General features: G+C 34.2%; 21 protein-coding genes, 1 tRNA gene and 2 pseudogenes. 13 read left to right on the top strand and 11 right to left on the bottom strand.

Annotated elements, in window-relative coordinates:
• Positions 1–2 precede the first annotated feature (2 nt).
• The 5 genes from ABWU62_RS01280 (at position 3) to dapA (ending at position 2,914) form a co-directional block, all read left to right on the top strand.
• Complete coding sequence (locus tag ABWU62_RS01280; protein ID WP_353287255.1) at positions 3–611, top strand: hypothetical protein; 609 nt, start codon at positions 3–5, stop codon at positions 609–611.
• Positions 608–1,396 (top strand): hypothetical protein, encoded by a 789-nt coding sequence (locus ABWU62_RS01285; protein WP_353287256.1) that lies wholly within the window; start codon positions 608–610, stop codon positions 1,394–1,396. The genes ABWU62_RS01280 and ABWU62_RS01285 overlap by 4 nt, the downstream gene beginning before the upstream one ends.
• Positions 1,397–1,408: 12 nt before the next feature.
• A tRNA-Arg gene (locus ABWU62_RS01290) sits at positions 1,409–1,482 on the top strand.
• Between the two features lie 67 nt (positions 1,483–1,549).
• Positions 1,550–2,023: a single-stranded DNA-binding protein gene (gene ssb / locus ABWU62_RS01295; protein WP_353287257.1), complete on the top strand. Its 474-nt coding sequence runs from the start codon at positions 1,550–1,552 to the stop codon at positions 2,021–2,023.
• Positions 2,024–2,032: 9 nt separating this feature from the next.
• Positions 2,033–2,914: a 4-hydroxy-tetrahydrodipicolinate synthase gene (gene dapA, locus ABWU62_RS01300; RefSeq protein ID WP_353287258.1), complete on the top strand. Its 882-nt coding sequence runs from the start codon at positions 2,033–2,035 to the stop codon at positions 2,912–2,914.
• A gap of 127 nt (positions 2,915–3,041) precedes the next feature.
• On the opposite strand, the gene ABWU62_RS01305 is transcribed toward dapA, so the two are convergent.
• The gene (locus ABWU62_RS01305; protein WP_353287259.1) at positions 3,042–4,019 is read right to left on the bottom strand and encodes a quinone oxidoreductase family protein; all 978 of its coding nucleotides are present in this window, start codon (positions 4,017–4,019) and stop codon (positions 3,042–3,044) included.
• A 119-nt stretch (positions 4,020–4,138) separates the two neighbouring features.
• Here ABWU62_RS01305 and ABWU62_RS01310 point away from each other — a divergent pair, with 119 nt between their 5' ends.
• On the top strand, positions 4,139–4,573 hold the full coding sequence (locus tag ABWU62_RS01310; RefSeq protein ID WP_353287260.1) for a hypothetical protein: 435 nt from the start codon (positions 4,139–4,141) through the stop codon (positions 4,571–4,573).
• A gap of 210 nt (positions 4,574–4,783) precedes the next feature.
• On the opposite strand, the gene ABWU62_RS01315 is transcribed toward ABWU62_RS01310, so the two are convergent.
• The 4 genes from ABWU62_RS01315 to ABWU62_RS01330 form a co-directional block, all read right to left on the bottom strand.
• A protein-coding gene (locus ABWU62_RS01315; protein WP_353287261.1) for an IS630 family transposase occupies positions 4,784–5,789 on the bottom strand; the annotation gives its coding sequence in 2 pieces (ribosomal slippage) (positions 4,784–5,326 and positions 5,328–5,789; 1,005 coding nt in all).
• Between the two features lie 194 nt (positions 5,790–5,983).
• A complete protein-coding gene (locus ABWU62_RS01320) occupies positions 5,984–6,520 on the bottom strand; it encodes a cytochrome c oxidase assembly protein (RefSeq protein ID WP_353287262.1) in 537 nt (178 codons plus the stop codon).
• Positions 6,521–7,243: a Bax inhibitor-1/YccA family protein gene (locus ABWU62_RS01325; RefSeq protein ID WP_015588059.1), complete on the bottom strand. Its 723-nt coding sequence runs from the start codon at positions 7,241–7,243 to the stop codon at positions 6,521–6,523. It lies immediately after the preceding gene.
• A 201-nt stretch (positions 7,244–7,444) separates the two neighbouring features.
• Positions 7,445–8,635: a cysteine desulfurase family protein gene (locus ABWU62_RS01330; RefSeq protein ID WP_353287263.1), complete on the bottom strand. Its 1,191-nt coding sequence runs from the start codon at positions 8,633–8,635 to the stop codon at positions 7,445–7,447.
• A gap of 134 nt (positions 8,636–8,769) precedes the next feature.
• Between ABWU62_RS01330 and ABWU62_RS01335 the strand changes: the two genes are divergently transcribed.
• Positions 8,770–9,468, top strand: a complete 699-nt coding sequence (locus ABWU62_RS01335; RefSeq protein ID WP_353287264.1) for an alpha/beta hydrolase — start codon at positions 8,770–8,772, stop codon at positions 9,466–9,468.
• A gap of 246 nt (positions 9,469–9,714) precedes the next feature.
• Here the strand turns inward: ABWU62_RS01335 and ABWU62_RS01340 are convergent, their stop codons facing one another.
• Both ABWU62_RS01340 and ABWU62_RS01345 read right to left on the bottom strand, forming a co-directional pair.
• Positions 9,715–10,389, bottom strand: coding sequence for an ABC transporter ATP-binding protein (locus ABWU62_RS01340; RefSeq protein WP_353287265.1), 675 nt, complete (start codon positions 10,387–10,389; stop codon positions 9,715–9,717).
• A 26-nt stretch (positions 10,390–10,415) separates the two neighbouring features.
• Positions 10,416–10,862 carry a HesB/IscA family protein gene (locus ABWU62_RS01345; protein ID WP_007302232.1) on the bottom strand — a complete coding sequence of 149 codons (447 nt, stop codon included), beginning with the start codon at positions 10,860–10,862 and terminating at the stop codon, positions 10,416–10,418.
• A 47-nt stretch (positions 10,863–10,909) separates the two neighbouring features.
• Between ABWU62_RS01345 and ABWU62_RS01350 the strand changes: the two genes are divergently transcribed.
• On the top strand, positions 10,910–12,091 hold the full coding sequence (locus ABWU62_RS01350; protein WP_353287266.1) for a deoxyguanosinetriphosphate triphosphohydrolase: 1,182 nt from the start codon (positions 10,910–10,912) through the stop codon (positions 12,089–12,091).
• Entirely contained in the window at positions 12,091–13,500 is a 1,410-nt protein-coding gene (gene ribD, locus ABWU62_RS08345; RefSeq protein ID WP_410542185.1) for a bifunctional diaminohydroxyphosphoribosylaminopyrimidine deaminase/5-amino-6-(5-phosphoribosylamino)uracil reductase RibD, read from the top strand. The genes ABWU62_RS01350 and ribD overlap by 1 nt, the downstream gene beginning before the upstream one ends.
• A 63-nt stretch (positions 13,501–13,563) precedes the next feature.
• Here ribD and ABWU62_RS01370 read toward each other — a convergent pair whose 3' ends face one another.
• Positions 13,564–13,929, bottom strand: coding sequence for a collagen-like protein (locus tag ABWU62_RS01370; protein WP_353287267.1), 366 nt, complete (start codon positions 13,927–13,929; stop codon positions 13,564–13,566).
• Between the two features lie 179 nt (positions 13,930–14,108).
• Between ABWU62_RS01370 and truB the strand changes: the two are divergent.
• Positions 14,109–14,702: pseudogene (gene truB / locus ABWU62_RS01375) on the top strand (tRNA pseudouridine(55) synthase TruB); the annotation flags it as partial.
• 1 nt (position 14,703) lies between these two features.
• Here truB and ABWU62_RS01380 read toward each other — a convergent pair.
• Positions 14,704–15,709, bottom strand: a protein-coding gene (locus ABWU62_RS01380; RefSeq protein ID WP_353287090.1) for an IS630 family transposase whose coding sequence is annotated in 2 segments (ribosomal slippage) — positions 14,704–15,246 and positions 15,248–15,709 — 1,005 coding nt in all. Because the reading frame shifts where the segments join, the coding sequence is not laid out codon by codon here.
• A 423-nt stretch (positions 15,710–16,132) separates the two neighbouring features.
• Between ABWU62_RS01380 and ABWU62_RS01385 the strand changes: the two are divergent.
• The 3 genes and pseudogenes from ABWU62_RS01385 to pnp form a co-directional block, all read left to right on the top strand.
• Positions 16,133–16,369 (top strand): annotated as a pseudogene (locus ABWU62_RS01385) (tRNA pseudouridine(55) synthase TruB); the annotation flags it as partial.
• Between the two features lie 7 nt (positions 16,370–16,376).
• A complete protein-coding gene (gene rpsO, locus ABWU62_RS01390) occupies positions 16,377–16,649 on the top strand; it encodes a 30S ribosomal protein S15 (RefSeq protein ID WP_353287269.1) in 273 nt (90 codons plus the stop codon).
• 14 nt (positions 16,650–16,663) lie between these two features.
• Positions 16,664–18,940: a polyribonucleotide nucleotidyltransferase gene (gene pnp, locus ABWU62_RS01395; RefSeq protein ID WP_353287270.1), complete on the top strand. Its 2,277-nt coding sequence runs from the start codon at positions 16,664–16,666 to the stop codon at positions 18,938–18,940.
• Positions 18,941–19,040: 100 nt separating this feature from the next.
• On the opposite strand, the gene rpe is transcribed toward pnp, so the two are convergent.
• Positions 19,041–19,721 carry a ribulose-phosphate 3-epimerase gene (gene rpe / locus ABWU62_RS01400; RefSeq protein WP_353287271.1) on the bottom strand — a complete coding sequence of 227 codons (681 nt, stop codon included), beginning with the start codon at positions 19,719–19,721 and terminating at the stop codon, positions 19,041–19,043.
• 154 nt (positions 19,722–19,875) lie between these two features.
• Positions 19,876–21,312, bottom strand: a complete 1,437-nt coding sequence (locus ABWU62_RS01405) for an N-acetylmuramoyl-L-alanine amidase (protein WP_353287272.1) — start codon at positions 21,310–21,312, stop codon at positions 19,876–19,878.
• Between the last annotated feature and the right edge of the window lie 27 nt (positions 21,313–21,339).

The following is a 21,339-nucleotide window of genomic DNA, read 5'->3' on the forward strand; positions in this document are numbered from 1 at the left end:
TGATGACTATCTATCAACTAAAAAGAAAAGCTGCAATTCAGCTCACATCTTACTTATTATTATCCATTGTATTAATAGGGTTATCAACGTGTTTTATTATCTATAACAAGAAGATTTATAATAAAAATCAAATTGCTGTTGAGGGAATACGTTCTATTAACTTACAGATTGCTGAAATTCAAAAAAAGGAAGTTATCCTAAATAAAAATCTAGATTTATGGAAAAGAGTTTCTTCTTTAAATTTACATAGTAGTAGATACATTGCAAATTTAAATTTTGAGCTTAACAAGCTATACAAAAGATATTACATATTAGAGCCTGAAATATCAATTTCTATACCTGAAGAAGTTGAACTACACAGTAAAAGTGAATGCACAAAAGTAATAAAAAGTGAAGTGGTTCTAAGTTTAAGCTCAATTAGCGATAAGCATATTTTTTTATTTCTACAATCTATTCCAAATCTGCCTGGTTATGTTATGATCAGATCTCTTACCTTGAATAAGCAGAGAAATATAGATTCTGCAGTTATAAACCAGATTTTAAGTGGTAATATGATAGAGATAGTGAGAGCTAGTATAGTTTTTGATTGGTATACCATATTAAGTAGATGAATATAAAGTTGTTTTTTATTTTTACGCTGCTATTTTTTAATGTTAGTGCATATTGCAATTGTGAAGATCTTGTAGAAAATATAGGGATTTGTAAAAAATATTCTTGCCAACAGCATATTAGTGATGAAGATTTTATTGAGCATAAAATATTAGGGTTAAATAGTGAAAATTTATGTGTATATATAGAAAGACAAGGCAATGATGAAATGGTCTGTCATCATTCTAATAATGGAATGATTATAGAAAAGAAGTACTTAAAAAATATCTTAAAAGTTGGAAATCAAGAAATAAATGATTTCATTGATATAGCAAATTTGCGTGCGAAGGAGTGTTTTTTTATCAACAATTATTATATAGATCGAGATGATATAATAAAAGAGGCAGCAGAAAGTACTTTATCGCAATATGGTAACATAAAAAGCATTTTTTTTGATGAAGAGCAGGTTAATAGAATAGTTAGTGAGATGGAAAAGTTTAACTTACAGTCTTCAGGAGTTACAGAGGAAGAAAATTTCAATTGTAAAGTAGTCAGTTTAGATTCAATTTTATACTTTTCCCCCGATACATGGAAAATATGGGTAAATGGAAAGTTGTTTATAAATACTAAGGATTTAAAAGTGCACTCAGTAACTGAAAATTATGTAACTTTTTCATGGGCTGTAGACCAAAAGGTAACAAAAGAACGGATAAGTAATTCTAAAAATGTATATTTTGGGCATGAAAGCATTATGTTTACGCTTTATCCAAAACAAAAATTTGATTTAGATAGTTTATCTATTAAATAATCTAATATATTTGCGCTTGTAGCTCAGTTGGATAGAGCGTTGCCCTCCGGAGGCAAAGGCCGTGGGTTCAAATCCCTCCAAGCGCGTTTTTAATTAAATTTGACAACAATACTTTCACATAAGATAATAAAAGATCTATTTAAAAGCATAACTATGTCTAGTGGTACTATAAACAAAGTCATATTAGTTGGTAATTTAGGAAAAGATCCTGAAATTAGGACTACACAAAATGGAAAAGAGATGGCAAGTTTTTCGATAGCTACGTCTGAAAGTTGGACTGACAAACTTTCCGGTATGCGCTCTGAAAAGACAGAATGGCATAATATTGTAATTTTTAGTGAAGGATTAGTAAAAATCGTCAAAGATTTTGCACGCAAAGGCAGTAAAGTTTATGTTGAAGGTTCTTTGAGAACTAGAAAATGGACTGACCAAAACGGTAGTGAAAGATACACAACAGAGGTGGTTCTATATAATTTTAATAGCGCTCTTACTCTCTTGGATTCGCGACCAAATTCCGATTACAAGCCAAGTGAATACAAGCAAAATGAAACAGAACAAAAAAATAAGCACGAAAGTTTTGACAACAATATAAAAGATGAACTAATCGACGATGAAATACCATTTTAACAATTTAAATTGAAATTTACATTTTTATGGACTGCTTGTGTTACTCCCTTTAATTACAATGGGGATAGCATAGATTATAGCAGTTTGCAGCGTTTACTTACAATACAAGCTGAAGCTGAAAATGGCGTAGTGTTACTGGGTAGTACAGGTGAAAGCCTATCGCTTACTGATTCTGAAAAGCGTACATTAGTTGAATTTGTATGTGAGCTAAAATTAAATACAAAAATTGTAATTGGTGTACCAGGAGTGAATCTATATCAGACTCTTGAATGGCTTGATTTTTGCAAGGATATGCCTATTCACGGCTATCTAATGACAACTCCCATTTATGCAAAGCCTGGAATTATGGGGCAGACTTTATGGTTTGAAAAGCTGCTTGAGAAAGCACATGTGCCGGCTATGTTTTACAATATTCCATCGAGAGCAGGAGTGAGTCTTCATGCTGAAACTGTACACAACTTATCTGACCATGAAAAATTTTGGGCTATAAAAGATTCAAGTGGAACTGTTGATACTTTAACTCAGTATAAAAAAGTTGCTCCAAATATTGAGGTATTTTGTGGAGATGATAATATGATATCCGATATGGCTGCTGAGGATGCGTCTGGTCTAGTTTCTGTTGTTGCCAATGTTTGGCCAAGTGTAGTACATAAATATGTTAAGCAATGCATGAGTGGCAAGAACCCTCAAGCAGACAGTTGGCAACAAGCTTGCAAAGCTCTATTTACTGCCAGCAATCCAATACCTACTAAAGCACTCCTGCATGATATTGGGCTCATAGAACACAAAACTGTCCGCCTACCACTCAGCACAGAAGACTTGCCTTCTGTTGAAACATTAAGGCAAGCTAATAAAATGATTCTTGAATGGAAAGAATTGACTAATAGCTAAAGCTAGGAACACACATCATCAACTTCCACACCTGCATCAAATAAACTAACTTGTTATAAGAGAATTAACCATGTGAAATTCTTGTTAATATGACTTAATGAATAATTATTTTAGGTTACTAAGTTATTTAAGAAACTTTGATAATATTTAGCCCACTTACTTTTCTATTTTCCATGTCACGATGAGCCTCTATTATTTCATCAAATTTATATTTTTTATTAATTCGTACAATTAAAAGTTTTTTTCTTATCATTTCAAAAATTTCCATTGCAGTAAGCACTAACGTAAGTCTATTGTGCTTGTAGTGATATATCGAAGTTCCAGCTGCAAATAACGAACGCGAACTAAGTAAAGAGAAATTAATAGGAGCATTACCTGATATCTGCCCATAGGAAACATATATGCCAAACTTACCTAAAGATTCAAAAGAGAGCTTGCTTGTAGCGTAACCTATAGGGTCATACACCACACCTACTCCTCTATTTTTCGTAATCTCCATGATTTTAGAAACGAAGTCTTTATCATTGTAGTTTATTGCGTATGTGCAGCCACTTTGTAAAGCTATCTTCATTTTTTCGTCAGAGCTTATAGAACCTATCACTACACCTTTTTTATCCTTTGCCCATTGGCATATTATTTGCCCCAAACCACCATTAGCTCCACGAACCAAGACAAAAGCACCAGGCCTGATTTTATAAGATTGATTAACTAAATAGTGAGCTGTCATGCCTTTAAACAACACTGCAGCAGCAACTTCATCAGGTATATCATTCGGAATTTTTATCAAATATTTCTGGTGTACAATGCGCTTTTCACAATATGCCCCTGGAGGAGCTGTGCAATATCCAACTCTATCTCCAACCTTAAGTCTATCACTAATTTTTTTACCAAGCTTTTCAACAATTCCTACTGCCTCTACTCCAAGTACTGATGGCAGATCTTTAATTTTGCGCATACCTTTTCTATGTTCTAAATCATAACGATTTAAGCCGATAATTGTATGACGTATTAAGACTTCCTCATCTTTTAGTTCACCTACGCTCTGATCTACAAATTCTAATACTTCTGGCCCCCCAGTTTTTTTAATTTGTATAGCTCTAACCATGATAAATGTAAGACAAAAACTTTAATTATGTTATCTAGCAATTAATATTTTGCAAAATGTTATTTAGAGTTTATACACTACATAAGCGTATTGTTAATAGTTTTGAGACACAAATTATCATGAACAGAGAAATTTGGCTTTATGGTGTTTTATTCAACGTGTTGTGCAAAGTGGATGAAGATGACGATTTAGATGCCAACAATATAATAAAAAAAATAAAAGAAGGGTTAAAATATGGAATGCAAAAATCAGATAAAAAAGGAGACTATTATAAATATTTATATACTTCTTGGGGAAAAAAAGGTTTTGATATCAATCACAAATTTGATTTGAAAGACTATGATGGCTTTCCAATAGACAGTCTTTTTTCTATTGCCATTAATTATAAACCGCACCCTTTACCAAATCTAGCGCAAGTTTTAATAAAAACAGGGGCTAACGTGCAAAATGAAAAAGGATATTTACATGCCTGCGCCTTGACTTGTTCTCCAGACGTGTTAAAGGCTCTCATAAAAGCAGGAATAAATGATGGCCCAAATGAAAATTACAATTGAAATACCGCTTTAGAGTGTATTGCTGAATTATATGGTAGAGAAAAGTCAATTGAATGCAAGAATTGCTATGAGATTCTAATTAAGCATACATTAGAAAAAAATCCCAACATAGAAATGCCAGATTCTGTAAAAAATAATAAGGAATTGGCTCAATATTGGAATGCTTGTGAAGCAAACAACGCAGGATGGAAATTATACCAACTCTCATTATTAATGAACCAAATAAGAAGCATTGCAGAGTTGTTTAACCGTGGAAGGGGAAAGAGAGGTAATAAATTTACACAAAGCGCTCTCAAGCAGAACAATTGTATCGTAGATTTTATTGCGCAAAATGTTCTGTTTTATATATAACCAAAACCTCTCAACAGGATTGAGGTCAGGTGAGTATGGTGGTAGGTATATAATTTCGATATTTTTAGGTATCTTTAAACTTTTTGACTTATGCCAACTAGCGCAATCCATCACGAGAAAAGCCTTTCGTATTCCTAAATATTGCGACATCTGTTCAAGGAATATATTTATACAAGCAGTGTTGACGTTTGGTGCAAATAAGCTAAAATTCTCTCCATTTCTGGGATTAACTGCACTATAGAGATAAAAATTTTCCCTACCTAATTTTACCTTAACCTGTGTCCTACTGCCTTTTTTAAACCACCCATGTCCAACTTTTGAATGTGTACCAAACCGTGATTCATCGAAGAAAAATAGCTCTTTTTCAGAATGCATGACAATAGTTTCATTGAGGTTTTTTTTTAAACTCCTCTTGCTTATTTTTATCCTGTCCACTATGAACTGGTCTTGGTGTGATATATGAGAATTTCATTCTTTGCATATTACGATGTATTGTGGATTTGCTGATATTCAAACCAAATCTTTCTTGGATTCTTATTCTCATTTCTCTAATAGTAATATTGGGGTTTTCCTCCATCCACACCTCAATTTGTTCAAGTTGACTTTGGTTCAATATAGTTTTTCTACGGCATTGAGGTGGAGAAAATAATTTTTCTTCTCTTCCAAATTTTATGTGCTTTATCCATGTAGTAATTGCCTTTCTCGAAATGCAACATATTTTTGCTACAGCTGTTATACTGTGCTTTTTTGCTGCAATTACAGCATTTAGTTTTTTTGCAACATACGCATTATTTCTTACTTTCTTCAGCATCTCTTTTGCTGATTCCACCACTTTTTCATCCAATAATTTTGATCTTAATGCCATCTAAACCTCGCTATTTTACTTACTCCAGTATGGCTTTTTTTCCATTATTGTCTATTCGTTGCTTGTATAGCGGGAATTGGTATTAGCAACACCGAACACTGAAACAGAAGTAGTCAGTGTGCAAAAAACAAATAAGAGCTTCTGCTCAATTCAATAGATCTGTTGCATAACTACTATTTATAGGAAAAGGTTTGCTACTTAAGCTTAAAAAACGTATACGATAGTGTTATTTCACTTAAATCTTTTGTACTATTGTCACGCATTATCTCAGGATCTATGTAAAAGGATACTGGCATAGCTGCTTTTTGTTTTGGCTGCAAAATTTGTTCTTCAAAGCAGAAGCATGCAACTTTATTGAAATACTTACCTGCTTTAAAAGGTGTGACATTATACACTGCCATTCCAAGCACAGGCTGGTCAGATAAATTTTCTGCGTAATAAAATGCTAAACTTTGTTCTCCTATGTTTGTATCAATATAATTAGCTTCTGAATTAAATTCCCAAGGTAGATCAGGCATTACATCAGCATTGAAGTAAACCCTGATTTTTTGGTCAGTTGCATTTATTGTCGTATTAGTTGCTTTTCTCGTTGTGCCACCATATCCAGTAGCTTTGCAAAAGATACTATACAATGGCACTGAAGCATATGCAAGACACAGCATCAATACCACTAAAGATACTAGGAAAAAAACTATAGAATTTTCATTATTTCCCCTTAAAAAGGAAATCATCTAATCCTTATTGTTGAATAAATTAAGTAACCTGAGTAAATTGAGGAATATATTGATGAAGTCAAAGTAAAGATTAGTTGCACCAAGTACTGCCAGCTTAGTAGTTGCAACCTCTGAGCCATCATTATACCTATAATAAACATCTTTGATTCTCTGAGCATCGTACGCGGTCATTAAAGTAAACACTATTACTGACACAAATGATATTGCAAAATAGAGTGGACTACTCCCAAGGAACAGATTAACTATAGATGCAATGATTAATCCCCAGATTCCCATAATCAAAAAAGAACCCATACTGGTCAGATCTTTTTTTGTAGTATTACCATATAAAGCCATAGAGCCAAACATGATCGATGTAATGAAAAATGCTCTCGCTATATTTTCTGCAGTATAAATTATAAAAATATGAGATAAAGAAATTCCCATTAAAACTGAGAATAGAAAAAATACAGTAAGTGTTGACTGAGCACTTAGGTGTTGAAGCCTAAAAGACATATAAAACACCAATGCAACTGGAGACAGCATTACCACAAGCGATAGAACAGGATTAGAATAAATCACCTGGAAAAGACCAGAAAATACTGTTAAAAACGCAACAAGCCCTGTAACACCTAAAGCTAAAGCCATATAATTGTATACTTTAGTTAGGTAACTCCTGAGTCCAGCACTATAATAAACGCCCTGAGAGCGAATATCCTGTTCGTTTTTCATATAAGACATATGTAACTCCTTATTATCTCTTGATGATATATTATAATACAATACAGCGTTTTTATCAAGTATAAAATGACATACTACAATTGAATGGTGTGGTGTGCAATTAGAGAATTTCTTCCATAACTATAAGCAAGCCATGTTTCATCAGCATGTAACTATTATAACAACCTCTGGCAATAGAAACTACTTTCACCATTCCCTCTATCATGATTTAAGGGGAATGGTGAAAATAGTTTTTGCATTTACTAAAGCATTCTTCTTATAGACACTATACCAACAATCCACTATTTTTTCTATGTCTCGCGGTTTAACCTCTGAACCTATACTGATTCTAATTGAACATTCTGCTTGCTCTTTTGTTGCTCCCATTGCAAGCAAAACATGAGAAGGCCCAACTTTTCCAGAAGAACATGCAGAACCATTGCTGACTGCAATATTATTTAAGTCAAAGTGCATGAGCTGCAGATCATTCTTCACTCTCGGCATATAAATGAAACTTGTATTTGGCAATCTTTTAGAATTTCTGCCAAAGATCTTGATATCACTGACAAGACTTAATAACCCACACTCCAATTGATCACGCAGCTTCTCTACTTCATCCATCTTTGATAGAAGATCTGGAATGTTTTGCAATGCAGCAGAAAGACCTACTATTGCAACAATGTTTTCTGTACCACCACGCAATCCTTTTTCTTGCCCACCACCTATTATAGTAGGTTCTATTACAAGCTTTTTGTCAAATATTAAAACTCCACTACCTGCTATACCACCAAATTTGTGAGCAGATAAAGTAAGTAAATCCACTCCTAAATCTTCCATATTTACTTGGATTTTCCCGACACTTTGAGCAGCGTCGGTGTGACAGATTGCCCCGAATTTATGTGCCATTTTAGCTATTTCCTTAACAGGCTGAATAACTCCAGTTTCGTTATTAGCCATCATCACTGAAATTATTACTTTATTCCCTTCATCAAGTTCGCTTAGAATTTTTTCTAGCTCTAAAAAGTCAATAATACCCTCTTGATTAACGGGTATTATATGTGGATTACATGCAGAATCAAGAATTGAAGGATGCTCTATAGCTGAAATTACATGCAGATAGCCTTTCATTCCTCTCATGACGAGGTTGTTTGCTTCAGTTGCACCAGACGTAAAAACTATTTCTTTATCATCTGGAACGCTAAGAGCATCACGTACGTTATCTCTTACCTCTTTAAGAATCTTCCTCGCTTCTTGTCCTCTTTTATGCAGCGATGATGGATTTAGTGTTTGTTTTGACAAAATCTCAAGTATACTTTTTTTTACATTTTCACTCACTGGAGCAGTTGCATTATAATCAGCATACACGCAACTACTATCTTCCAGAGAGAATAAACTCACAGGCTTATTTTTCACTTACCATCAACCAATTGTGTATGTTAACTTTAACACGATAAAAATTTATTGCAAAAACAGCGAAATTAATACATAATTAATAAACAATTTTCATTATCAATCCCTGTTAAAACAGGTTTTTATTAGGAGTCATCATGGTAGAAGTCTTTTTAAATAATTCAACAAAAAAGATAGAAGGTAGATACCATCAAAGCAAAGATACCAATGCACCGGTTGTGCTAATTTTACATCACCATCCCCAATATGGTGGTAGTATGGATAGTAAGATTATACATAGTATATATGAATCTTTTATCGATAATAACTTTTCTGCATTGACAATTAATTTTCGTGGCGTCGGAAAATCTACCGGAACTTTTGATAAGGGTATAGGAGAATTAACTGATGCTGCAGTAGCTATTGATTGGCTTCAGGAGCATAACTCTAACAACGTTCCAATTTGGATAGTCGGTTTTTCTTTTGGAGCATGGGTAGCTATGCAGTTGACAATGCGCCGTCCAGAGATAGTAAGTTTTGTTGCCCTTTCTCTTCCAGCAACTAAGTACGATTTCTCTTTTCTCTCTCCTTGCCCAGTTCCTGGACTTATAATACAAAGTAATAATGATACAATTTCAGAAGAAAGCGATGTAACAGAATTAGCACAAAGGTTAATAAATTCGGTAAAAAATAACCATGTGGAATACCATATAATAGACGATACTAACCACTTTTTAAGGGATAAAGAAGAGGAAGTAGCTCAAATTATAGATAATTATATAAAACTACGCTTAAACAGTGCAGTCACTTCCTCCCAAAAAGCTAAAAAAGAGATAAGGGTAAAAGAATATGCCTAACTTTACAAATGAAAGAAATGAGTGTATTAATATAAATAAAAAAAGTCTTGTTATGTTTAGGCAATTATTATTTCTCGTTTTAGCGATGTTTATGCTGTCAGGATGCTTTCTAAGTAAACAGCGTAAGTTAAAGAGTCCGTGTATAAAAAGCAATGAAGGTATTTCATGCGAATTATACTCCGTTAATGATCATTGGTTAAATAAGTACAAGTTATAGGTAGCTTTGTATCGTACTGTTTCTTCCATTCACAGCTTTACTAATGATCGGTTTTTTAACTGAAAAATGTGATCTGCTTTTTCTGCAAGGATATAGTTGTGTGTTACTATAAGCATAGAGCTATTATTTTCCTTTACATATGAATGTAACAGCAAAAACACATTCAAAGAATTTGTTGGGTCTAAATTTCCCGTTGGTTCATCTGCAAGTAAAAGCTTTGGAGAGTTTACAATGCTTCTTGCAATTGCAACCCTCTGCCTTTCTCCACCAGAAATTTCAGATACCATACTACTTGCTTTACTTTCCAGACCAAATTTTTCTAATATTGCTTGCGATTTTTTTTTTGCTTCAGCTTTGCTTCTTCTTGCAATAAGCTGAGGAAGCATAACGTTTTCCAACACTGATAACTCTTGTAATAAATAGTGAAATTGATAAACAAAGCTAAGAAAATTTCTTCTTACATGAGTTTTATATTTATTGCTGGCTTGCGTGCAATTTACTCCATCTACTGTCACTACACCTAAAGTTGGCTTATCCAATAGGCCTGCAATTTGTAGTATAGTTGTTTTTCCTGATCCCGAACTACCAATCAATGCAACTACTTGCCCCCTTGTAAGACTCAGATTGATATCTTCTACAATAGCAGGACTTTTTTTGAAGCTCTTACTTACAGAAGCTAGCTCTAGTGTTACACCATTACCCATATTATAAAAAGATCTAGGAGGGAGAATTAGACCGAGAAACTGTTACCACACCCACATCGAGACTTAGCGAGAGCATTCTTGATTTGAAAACCAGAACCGCTTAGATCTTCAGTATAATCTATAGTTGAATTATTTAAAAATTTCGCTGAACAATTATCAACCATTAACACAGGGTTTCCATTCTCATCATTAATTACTATATCTTTACCTTTCTCACTAAAACTGGAGTGGCTTCTATAATCCTCGCTATCTTCGTCATCGTCAAAATCGTCGTCTTCGTCATCGTCAAAATCGTCATCCAAAGACATCTTCTTATTTATTTGATCCATAAGAAAATTATACTTGAAGCCAGAGCATCCACCACCTGAAACTGCAACCCGCAAAATAGAACTCTCATCTCCTTCCTGTTCTACAAGGGAGTGGATTTTCCTTAATGCATTGTCAGTTAAGCTAATATTGTAATCTGTTGACATAACAACCACCGTTCATTATTGATAACTTATTATAGTAGAAATTTTACATGTCAAACAATAATTTTCTATTAAGTTACGCGTGCTTTCCAAGTAAAACAAAAGGAAGAAATTTCAAAGAGCCAGAAGACGAAAATCGCAGCTGCTTTCAGCGTGATAGGGACCGCATTATTCACTCTAATGCATTTAGGAAATTAGGATATAAAACACAAGTTTTTATCAATTATGAGCATGATTACTATCGCACTCGGCTAACTCATAGCCTTGAAGTTGCACAAATTGCAAGATCTATCGCACGCAGGCTCAGATTAGATGAGGACATCACTGAATGTATAGCGCTTGCACATGACCTTGGTCATCCTCCATTTGGTCACACAGGTGAGGATGCTCTAGTTCAAGTTGATAAGGAGGAGTATAAGTTTGATCATAACGTTCAAGCTATAAGGATTTTAACTTATCTTGAACAAAAACATGCTGACTTTAACGGCATGAATCTAAGTTGGGAAGTGATTGAAGGCGTTGCAAAACATAATGGTCCTTTACTCGGTCAAAATGCGGTATCTCACACAAATAATCAGCTGTTATTAGAATACAATGAAAAATATGACCTAAAGCTTGAAGAATTTTCAAGCATTGAAGCACAAGTTGCTTCGATTGCCGACGACATCGCCTACAGTGTGCATGATCTTGATGATGCACTCAGGGCAAATTTAGTAACCATCGAAGATTTGTTTGATGTTCCTTTAATTGGCAAAATGTTTAAAGGCGTAAGGAGTGAATACTCAGACTTGCCTCAGAGTAAACTCATACATGAATCACTGAGTAGAACTATAGGAATTATGATAAATGATGTCGTTTTTCAGACTGAAAAAAATATTAAAGACTACAAAATAAAAAGCGTAGAAGATGTAAGAGGTCTAAATATAATGCTAGTCACATTTTCACCAGAAATTGCAAATGCCACAAAAGAGATAAAAAAATTTAACATGGAAAAAATATACAGAAGCTATAAATTGAATAGAACAATGAACAAAGCAAAACGTATAGTACAGGAGCTTTTTCAATGCTTTTATGAAAACCCAGGGTTATTACCTATAGAGTGGAACAAGCTTGCTTGTGAATCTCAGCGTTCAGTAATAATATGTGATTATATCTCAGGTATGACAGATAGATTTGCCATACACGAGCACAGAAGAATTTTTGATACCTCATACGAAATGACTTCTTTCTAATGACCGATGATTATTTCATGTCGATCGCATTAAAACTTGCAGGAAAAAGTCTTGGAAGTGTTGCACCAAATCCCACTGTTGGATGTGTCATTGTAAAAGACGGTATGGTAATTGGTGAAGGCTACACAGGAATCGGTGGACGTCCACATGCAGAAGTAGTTGCTTTACAAAATGCTAAAGACTTAACTCATGGTGCAACTATGTACGTCACTCTCGAACCATGCTGCCACTTTGGAGTTACAGAACCTTGCACTACAGAAATCATAAAATCAGGAATAAGAAAGGTAGTGATTGCAGCAATTGATCCAGATAATAGAGTTTTAGGCAGAGGCATAAAAGCTTTAGCAGATGCAGGAATTGAAGTTGAGCAAGGTATTATGCAAGAAGAAGCAGAGAAACTGAATGTTGGCTTTTTTACCACCAAGAAACTCCATAGACCATTCATAGCTTGCAAAATCGCAACAACTCTCGATGGAAAAATCGCAACGTTTACAGGTGATAGCAAATGGATAACAAGTGAAGATACGAGAAATTGGGTACATGAGCTCAGAGCAAAATATGATGCAATTATGATTGGCAGTAGTACCCTTATCAATGACGATCCTCTCTTAACTTGCAGATTACCAGGACTCGAAGACAGGTCGCCAATAAGGCTAATTATCGATAGCCAAGGGAAATTGAAGGAAGAGCATAATATTGCAAAAACTGCAGACAAAGTAATCACTTGGGTGATTACAAATAAAGAAGTAGAGGAAAAAATAAAAAACATTAATTATTTGATAGTTAATACACCTCCTGTCATCCCAGTGCCCAGACACTGGGATCCAGGAAAATTGATTGTGCACTATACAACATTTTCGATCAAAAAACTGGATTCCAGTGTCAAGCACTGGAATGACACCACCGGCAAATTGCAATGTTCGTATAATTATGTGCCCGGACACTGGAATCTAGAAAAAACATGGATTTTAACTTCAAGTGCTCAACTGTACGAATGCTGTAATATAAAAGCGACTTTCACCAAGAAGGGTGTCATCCCAGTGCCCAGACACTGGGATCCAGAAAATTTCAAGCAATTGCGTAGTGAAAACTGGATTCCAGTGTCAAGCACTGGAATGACATCAAATCGAAAAATCTGCCTAAAAGACATGGCATTAAAACTTGTTTCAAAAATTGGTATAACAAGGTTATTAGTTGAAGGCGGAGGAGTGTTAATTACAGAGCTACTGAAGTATAATTTAATCGACAGGTTGATAATCTGCCGCAGTGGTAAAATTTTAGGTAACGATGCCACTCCTTTCATAAGAGATTTAGGAATTCAATCCATCAACAACTGTTACCAATTTAAAAAAGTAGAGATAATAGAGTTCAGTGAGGATGTAGTTGAAATGTGGGATAGGCTATTGTAACTTTTACACATCCAGATGAAAGGAGAAAAAAAGAGGTAGAAAATCTACCTCCTATATAACCTATTACGCTGTTTTTTCTTGAAACTTATTTTCAAATATTCTCATAATTTCAGGTTTTTTTAGTTCACTTGCAAGATCAAGTACTTCTCCTTTCTCGCCTTGAGGTCCTTGGTCACCTTTCTCACCCTGAAGTCCTTGTTCGCCCTTATCGCCTTTTTCACCCTTAACATTTTCTATTGCATTCATCTGCTGATATGAAGCATAAGCTGCTGCGGCAAAATATACAGCGGCAATAGATAGAACTGCAATTCCAGCAGGGCTAGCAATAAGTGCTAAAGATGCAGGTCCAGCAATTACTTTAGTAGCAATCAATATTGTTGTTATTGCTGCTGCTAAAGATGCAGTTGCAACTGTACTTTCAATACTCATTTTTGTTATGGGTGCTATATTTTTCAATTTCCATATAGTATGGCATAATAACTTCCTCCTTAATTAAGGTTTATAAAAAGTTAATTGTATATTAACAATGCACACTAGTCAAGCATTTTATTAACAACTTAATATTTTATCTACTTTCTAAATTGTTACTAATTATGTAAGATTGATACATGGTAAATGGCTGGCTGAATCTTGATAAACCAACAGGAATGAGTTCTGCACAAGCTGTAACTCAAATTAAAAGGATTTTTGGAATAAAAAAAGCCGGACATTTGGGAACACTTGATCCTTTGGCTTCAGGTGTATTACCAATCGCTCTTGGTGAAGCAACAAAAACTATACCGTATTTATCTTGTGACTTAAAGGCATACAATTTCACAATCAAATGGGGAAAACAAACAACTACGGACGATTTAGATGGTGATATTATTAGAACTAGCACTATAAAACCTGAATATAACCAAATAAATTGTGTGATTAAGGATTTTATTGGTGAGATAACACAAACTCCTCCTCAATTTTCAGCAGTAAAAATCAAAGGAGCAAGAGCATATAAGCTGGCAAGAAGTGGGCAAAAGGTAAATATAAAACCTCGACAAGTCAAAATACATGAACTGAAGATGATATTTTTGGACACCATAAATAATAGTGCCGATTTTTCTATGATCTGCGGTAGCGGTGTATATGTAAGATCAATTGCAAGAGATCTTGGAATTGAATTAAATTGTTTTGGACATATTACACAATTAATACCAACTCTCATTATTAATGAACCAAATAAGAAGCATTGCAGAGTTGTTTAACCGTGGAAGGGGAAAGAGAGGTAATAAATTTACACAAAGCGCTCTCAAGCAGAACAATTGTATCGTAGATTTTATTGCGCAAAATGTTCTGTTTTATATATAACCAAAACCTCTCAACAGGATTGAGGTCAGGTGAGTATGGTGGTAGGTATATAATTTCGATATTTTTAGGTATCTTTAAACTTTTTGACTTATGCCAACTAGCGCAATCCATCACGAGAAAAGCCTTTCGTATTCCTAAATATTGCGACATCTGTTCAAGGAATATATTTATACAAGCAGTGTTGACGTTTGGTGCAAATAAGCTAAAATTCTCTCCATTTCTGGGATTAACTGCACTATAGAGATAAAAATTTTCCCTACCTAATTTTACCTTAACCTGTGTCCTACTGCCTTTTTTAAACCACCCATGTCCAACTTTTGAATGTGTACCAAACCGTGATTCATCGAAGAAAAATAGCTCTTTTTCAGAATGCATGACAATAGTTTCATTGAGGTTTTTTTTTAAACTCCTCTTGCTTATTTTTATCCTGTCCACTATGAACTGGTCTTGGTGTGATATATGAGAATTTCATTCTTTGCATATTACGATGTATTGTGGATTTGCTGATATTCAAACCAAATCTTTCTTGGATTCTTATTCTCATTTCTCTAATAGTAATATTGGGGTTTTCCTCTATCCACACCTCAATTTGTTCAAGTTGACTTTGGTTCAATATAGTTTTTCTACGGCGTTGAGGTGGAGAAAATAATTTTTCTTCTCTTCCAAATTTTATGTGCTTTATCCATGTAGTAATTGCCTTTCTCGAAATGCAACATATTTTTGCTACAGCTGTTATACTGTGCTTTTTTGCTGCAATTACAGCATTTAGTTTTTTTGCAACATACGCATTATTTCTTACTTTCTTCAGCATCTCTTTTGCTGATTCCACCACTTTTTCATCCAATAATTTTGATCTTAATGCCATCTAAACCTCGCTATTTTACTTACTCCAGTATGGCTTTTTTTCCATTATTGTCTATTCGTTGCTTGTATAGCGGGAATTGGTATAAGAAGAACGATGGTAGGTAATTTCAAGGAAGATGAATCAGTAACAATCGAGCAAACTGCACAATTGCATAAACATTGCAATTCGGACTTACCAGTAGGATGTCATCCCAGTGTCTGGGCACTGGGATCTAGTTTTCTATGTAACCTCAATCAAAAGCGTCTATTAGCTACTTTCCATGATCACCAAACAAGTTTGCTTGCAAGCAAGCAAGCTTCCCTAGATTCCAGTGTCAAGTGCTGGAATGACACCACCCGTTGTGCAAATTACTCTGGCAAAACAAATGTTTGTACAGATGTGTACCAGAGCGCTGGAATGACACCGAAGAGTTGCATTGAATATAATGCAAAAAGTCCGATTATCCCTATTGCATCAGTCTTAGAATCGATGTTCAAGATTGAGATTTCTCCAGAGGAAGCAAAGAAAATCAGAAAAGGTCAAGGAATTATATTAAATAACTTGCGTGGTTTAAAGAATTATGATATTTTTTGTACGATAGTGGGTAATGTACCTATTGCAATTTGCAATTTTACTCATGGTTATGTGAAGCCTATTCGTGTTTTTAATATTTTAAAATGAGGTTTAGATGTCAATAACATCCCAAAAGAAAAAAAGTTTGATTAGTACATATGCAATTAAAGAAGATGATACAGGTTCATCTTTTGTACAATGTGCAATTTTGACCGAGAGGATCAGTAATTTAACTGAGCATTTTAAAGTGCACAAGCATGACCATAATTCTAAGCGCGGTTTACTTGTATTGATAGGTAGAAGGCGCAAGTGCTTAGATTATATAAAACGTAAATTTGGTAATGAAGCCTATCAAGAGTTAATAGAGAAGTTAGGCATTAGAAAATAATCGAGGAATTTTGTATGTTTGAAATTATAAAAAAATCTATAGAGTGGGGTGGTCGTTCCTTATTTTTAGAAACTGGAAAAATGGCACGTCAAGCTGATGGTTCAGTAGTTGTAAATTATGGAGATACTTCTATCTTAGTCACTGTTGTACGAAAAAAGAAGGAAGAAAGTGTTGATTTTCTCCCTTTAAATGTGCAGTTTATTGCAAAAAGTTATGCCATGGGTAAGATTCCTGGTGGTTTTTTTAAAAGAGAAGGAAAACCATCTGATAGAGAAACTTTAATTTCAAGAGTAATAGACAGAAGTATAAGGCCGTTATTTCCTGAAGGTTTTTATGATGAAATTAGTGTAGTATGTAATCTATTAACTTACGATACGGTCAATTCTCCTGAAGTACCAGCATTGATAGGTACCGTCGCAGCTCTTGCAATTTCTGGTGTTCCTTTCCACTTTAATATAGCTGGAGTTATGGTCGGTTGTGATGAAAATAACAATTATATACTCAATCCTTCCGTTCAAGAGATGAAAGCAAGCAACTTGGATCTGTTTTTGTCTGGTGATGAAAATTCGATCTTAATGGTCGAATCGGAAGTCAAAGAGCTCTCTGAAGAAAATGTTTTGAGTGCAATAAAATTCGGTCATGAACATCTTCAACCTGTTATTAAGCTTATAAAAGAATTTGCTGATACAGTAGGCAATAAACCTGAAAGCTTTGCCCCTGTTGATATATCAGATATAACTCAAGAACTTGAGAAATATCGCAAAGACTTTGAAGAAGCATATTCAAAAACAATAAAACAAGAGCGAGTTCAGGCTCTAGAAGTAGTCAGAAATAATATGTTGAATACTCTTAAAGAGGCTGGAAAAGAAGAAAAGTTAATTACTTATGCAGTAAAAAGCTTTGAAAGATCTTTAGTGCGTGAAATGATTAGAAAGAAAAGTGTGAGGATAGACAGCCGTAAGTATGATGAAATACGCCAGATAGAAATTGAGGCTGATATTTTACCCAAAACTCACGGCTCTGCGCTATTTACAAGGGGTACCACTCAGGCACTAGTTGTTACTGCTCTTGGTACTACACAAGATGAGCAAATTGTGGATGACATTGAAGGGGATAGACGTGAACATTTTATGTTGCATTATAACTTTCCTCCATTTGCTGTTGGAGAGGCTTCTGCTATACGCGCACCAGGAAGGAGAGAAATTGGTCATGGTAAACTTGCTTGGAAAGCAATTCATCCTGTTTTACCTGATAAATCTGAATTTCCTTATACAATAAGGGTAGTATCTGAGATTATGGAATCTGATGGTTCTTCTTCTATGGCAACAGTTTGTGGAACTTCCATTGCATTAATGGATACAGGTGTGCCAATAAAGGCTCCCGTTGCAGGAATTGCTATGGGTCTCATCAAAGACAAAAATGAGCATATAATACTTTCTGATATACTAGGCGATGAAGACTATCTTGGTGATATGGACTTCAAAGTAGCAGGAACTAGCGAAGGGATTACAGCACTGCAGATGGATATGAAAATTCCTGGTATAAGCCTTGAAATTGTTGAAAAATCTTTAGAACAAGCAAAAGTTGGAAGATTACATATCTTAGAAAAAATGAATGCAGTAATTTCAGAACATCGTAAGGATATAAAAGATCATGTACCAAGAGTGTTATCGTTTTATATAGATAAAGATAAAATTTCTGCAGCTATTGGTGCTAAAGGAAAAAATATACGCAGTGTATGTGAAAGAAGTAATGCAAAAATTGAAATAGGGGATGACGGTAAAGTTTCTGTTTTTGCCATTAGTAGTACTGAAGCTGAAGCTGCAAAGAATATGATGATTGATTCAATAACAGAACTAGAACAAGGTTCTATAGTTGATGCTAAAGTTGTAAGGATAGAGAAGTCTATTGTAGAGCTAGAACTTCTTAATGGAAGAAAAGGAAAAATGCATATAAGCGAGGTAGCTAATCAACATGTAGAGTCCATTGAGGATATACTTAAACAGGGTGATACCTTCAAAGCTTTGATAATTGACTTTGAAAAAGGTGGATGTCCAAAATTATCAAGACGTCGTGTTGATCAAGAAACAGGTGAATTTTTTGAAGGTAAGCTTTACAATGAAGAAAGGAAAGATGGTTTAAATAATAGGGATAGTTATTATAACAACTCGTTTAATAAAAAACCTGGAGATAATTATCATAGTAATAGACCTACTCGTCCTCGTTCTGGTTTTAGTAATAGAAACAGACCAAAATTTGGTAATAATGATTCATCATCAGGTTTCTACTGAGGTTGAACTTACTTTCTATTATCTCAGTATCGAAACATTGGGATAATAGAAATTTTTAAAACTGACAAGATAACAAAAATGGTTTGTGTTATCTGTATGGTTATAACGAAAGATTTTTAAGGTCGTTTATAGCCTTTTTCATATCTTCAGCTTTAAATATTGCTGATCCAGCAACTAATATATTTGCACCTGCTTTTATTATATCAGCTGAGTTAGAAAAGTTAATTCCACCATCTACTGAAACTTGCGTTTTAAGGTTACGTTCTTGTATCATTTTCTTCACGGTAGATATCTTACTCAACTGCGAATGAATAAACTCCTGTCCTCCAAACCCAGGATTGACTGTCATAATTAGCACAATATCTAGCTCATGTATTATATACTCAAGCACACTTGGAGAAGTTGAAGGAACAATTGAAACCCCAACTTGCATTGTTTTTTTTTTATCATTTATGTTTTTATATGACTTTATCTTTCTTACTAGCCTCTCAAGATGTATCTCTACTTCTGCATGTATAGTGATAATATCAGCACCAGCATTTATAAAACTTTCAATATGTTCACCAGGAGATTTAATCATTAAGTGTACATCAAAAGGAAGATTGCTATATTTACGTATTGCAGAGATAACATTCGGACCTATTGTAATATTTGGAACAAAATTTCCATCCATAACGTCTATGTGTATATAATCTACATTCAAGTCGCTAATTCTTTTTACTTCCTCCCCTAACCTTGCAAAGTCTGCTGAAAGTATAGAAGGTGCAATTTTAATACCCATAGACTACTTTTTACCAAAAATAAAAAAAGTAACTTATTTTTTAAACTCTGTCATCCCAATACTATATTAATCCTCATTTAGAAATTTTTGTATCCGTCCAGATGCATGTGCCTTTATTTTTCTCTGCCCATTCATCTGGCCATCGTAATACTCGTTAGACTTCTTTCTTCGCCTCTTCTACATATTCCAACACAGTTTCATGCAGCGCAGTCCAAGACATTTGCTTTTCCATATTCGGTATAAATTTTTGTTTCCAAGTGTCCTTAAATTCTTGGAACCATTGTTTTTCAAAATTTTGGAAATCAGATAAAATTTTCGACCTAAACTCATTAATTAAATTCGAAACTTCTATAGCCTTTTCATGGCTTAAAGACTTAAAAGACAATATTTCATTCTTTAAAACATCTAGCTTTTCAAATAAATTAAGCTTAAATGGAATATAAAGCGAGGATCTTATATTATACCTTAGATAAGAGTCGTAATATAGCTTAATCTTGTACATGAGCGTAGCAAATGCAGTAGAAGAAATATTATTTTCATATTCTGCAAAAGAAGATAATAAATGCTTGTAATCCTCTTCATTCAAAAATGGTGGCTTTAAGCTTAATTTAGTTTTATCACTTAAAGATAAGAATTTACTAAAAATAAGATTACTATACTTAACTAAAAATTCAGGCAAAATATCTTCTTGTTCTAATTTTAGAGGCAAGTCTTTTCTAATTTCTTTCGGCAAGTGGTGCATTGAAAACTGATTGATAACCCACGCAAAATTCTCATCAAACTCATTTGAGTAATCAGCATTATTGTCAGGAAAAATCATATTACCTTTCCTATCGTTCCAAGGCAGTATTTTATAAAAAAAACCGTTTAACCTTTTTTTTAATTTCAAAATATTTTCACTCTTATCGCCTACCTTATACAAAACCTCATTTACTTTTTGTTCTGCATCTTGAGGACTGATTCTATCACCTATATGCAATCCGATACCACTTTTCTCTAATAACTCCCAATCAAATAACTTATGTGGATCAGGCTTACGCATTGCGTAACCTTCAATTGCTGAGTTGTACACTATAGTGCCTATCTCAGCGTGACTAAATATCATATCTTTTCTAATTTTAAAGCGTTTCATGAGGTATAAAATCAGATCTTTAACAGATTTCATTTGCTCTTCTGGAAAAGGCTCAAGCCCTGTGTTTACAATTTCTATGCCTATAGAATAATCATTCAGTTTCCGTAGCTCTTCAACCACATTATCTACTTGAACTTTCGCATAACTTACACCAGCATGCCACGCTCTTTTTTCGAGTGGAACCATCAGAGTAATGCCAGCATCCCTATCAACAATAAGTTGTACTGATATTCCCGCAAAATTTAATGCGTCTTTTGTGCTTTTTAATGTTGGTGATTCGGTATGGTGCACCACCACCATCAACACTTTTTTGCCTTCTCTATCATCATAATTTAAACTTGGTGCAGGATCTAAAAATATTGGATTTTTTAATGATGTTTTCAAATCTTGAAAATCGTTCTCAATATCACTTAAACAAGATTGCTGTCCATATACAAGAGGCGCTACAAGCAGCAACAAAAATAAAACTGACAAATATTTTTTTAC

Origin of the sequence: Wolbachia endosymbiont (group B) of Gerris lacustris (assembly GCF_964028355.1) — a bacterium.
Lineage (GTDB): Bacteria > Pseudomonadota > Alphaproteobacteria > Rickettsiales > Anaplasmataceae > Wolbachia.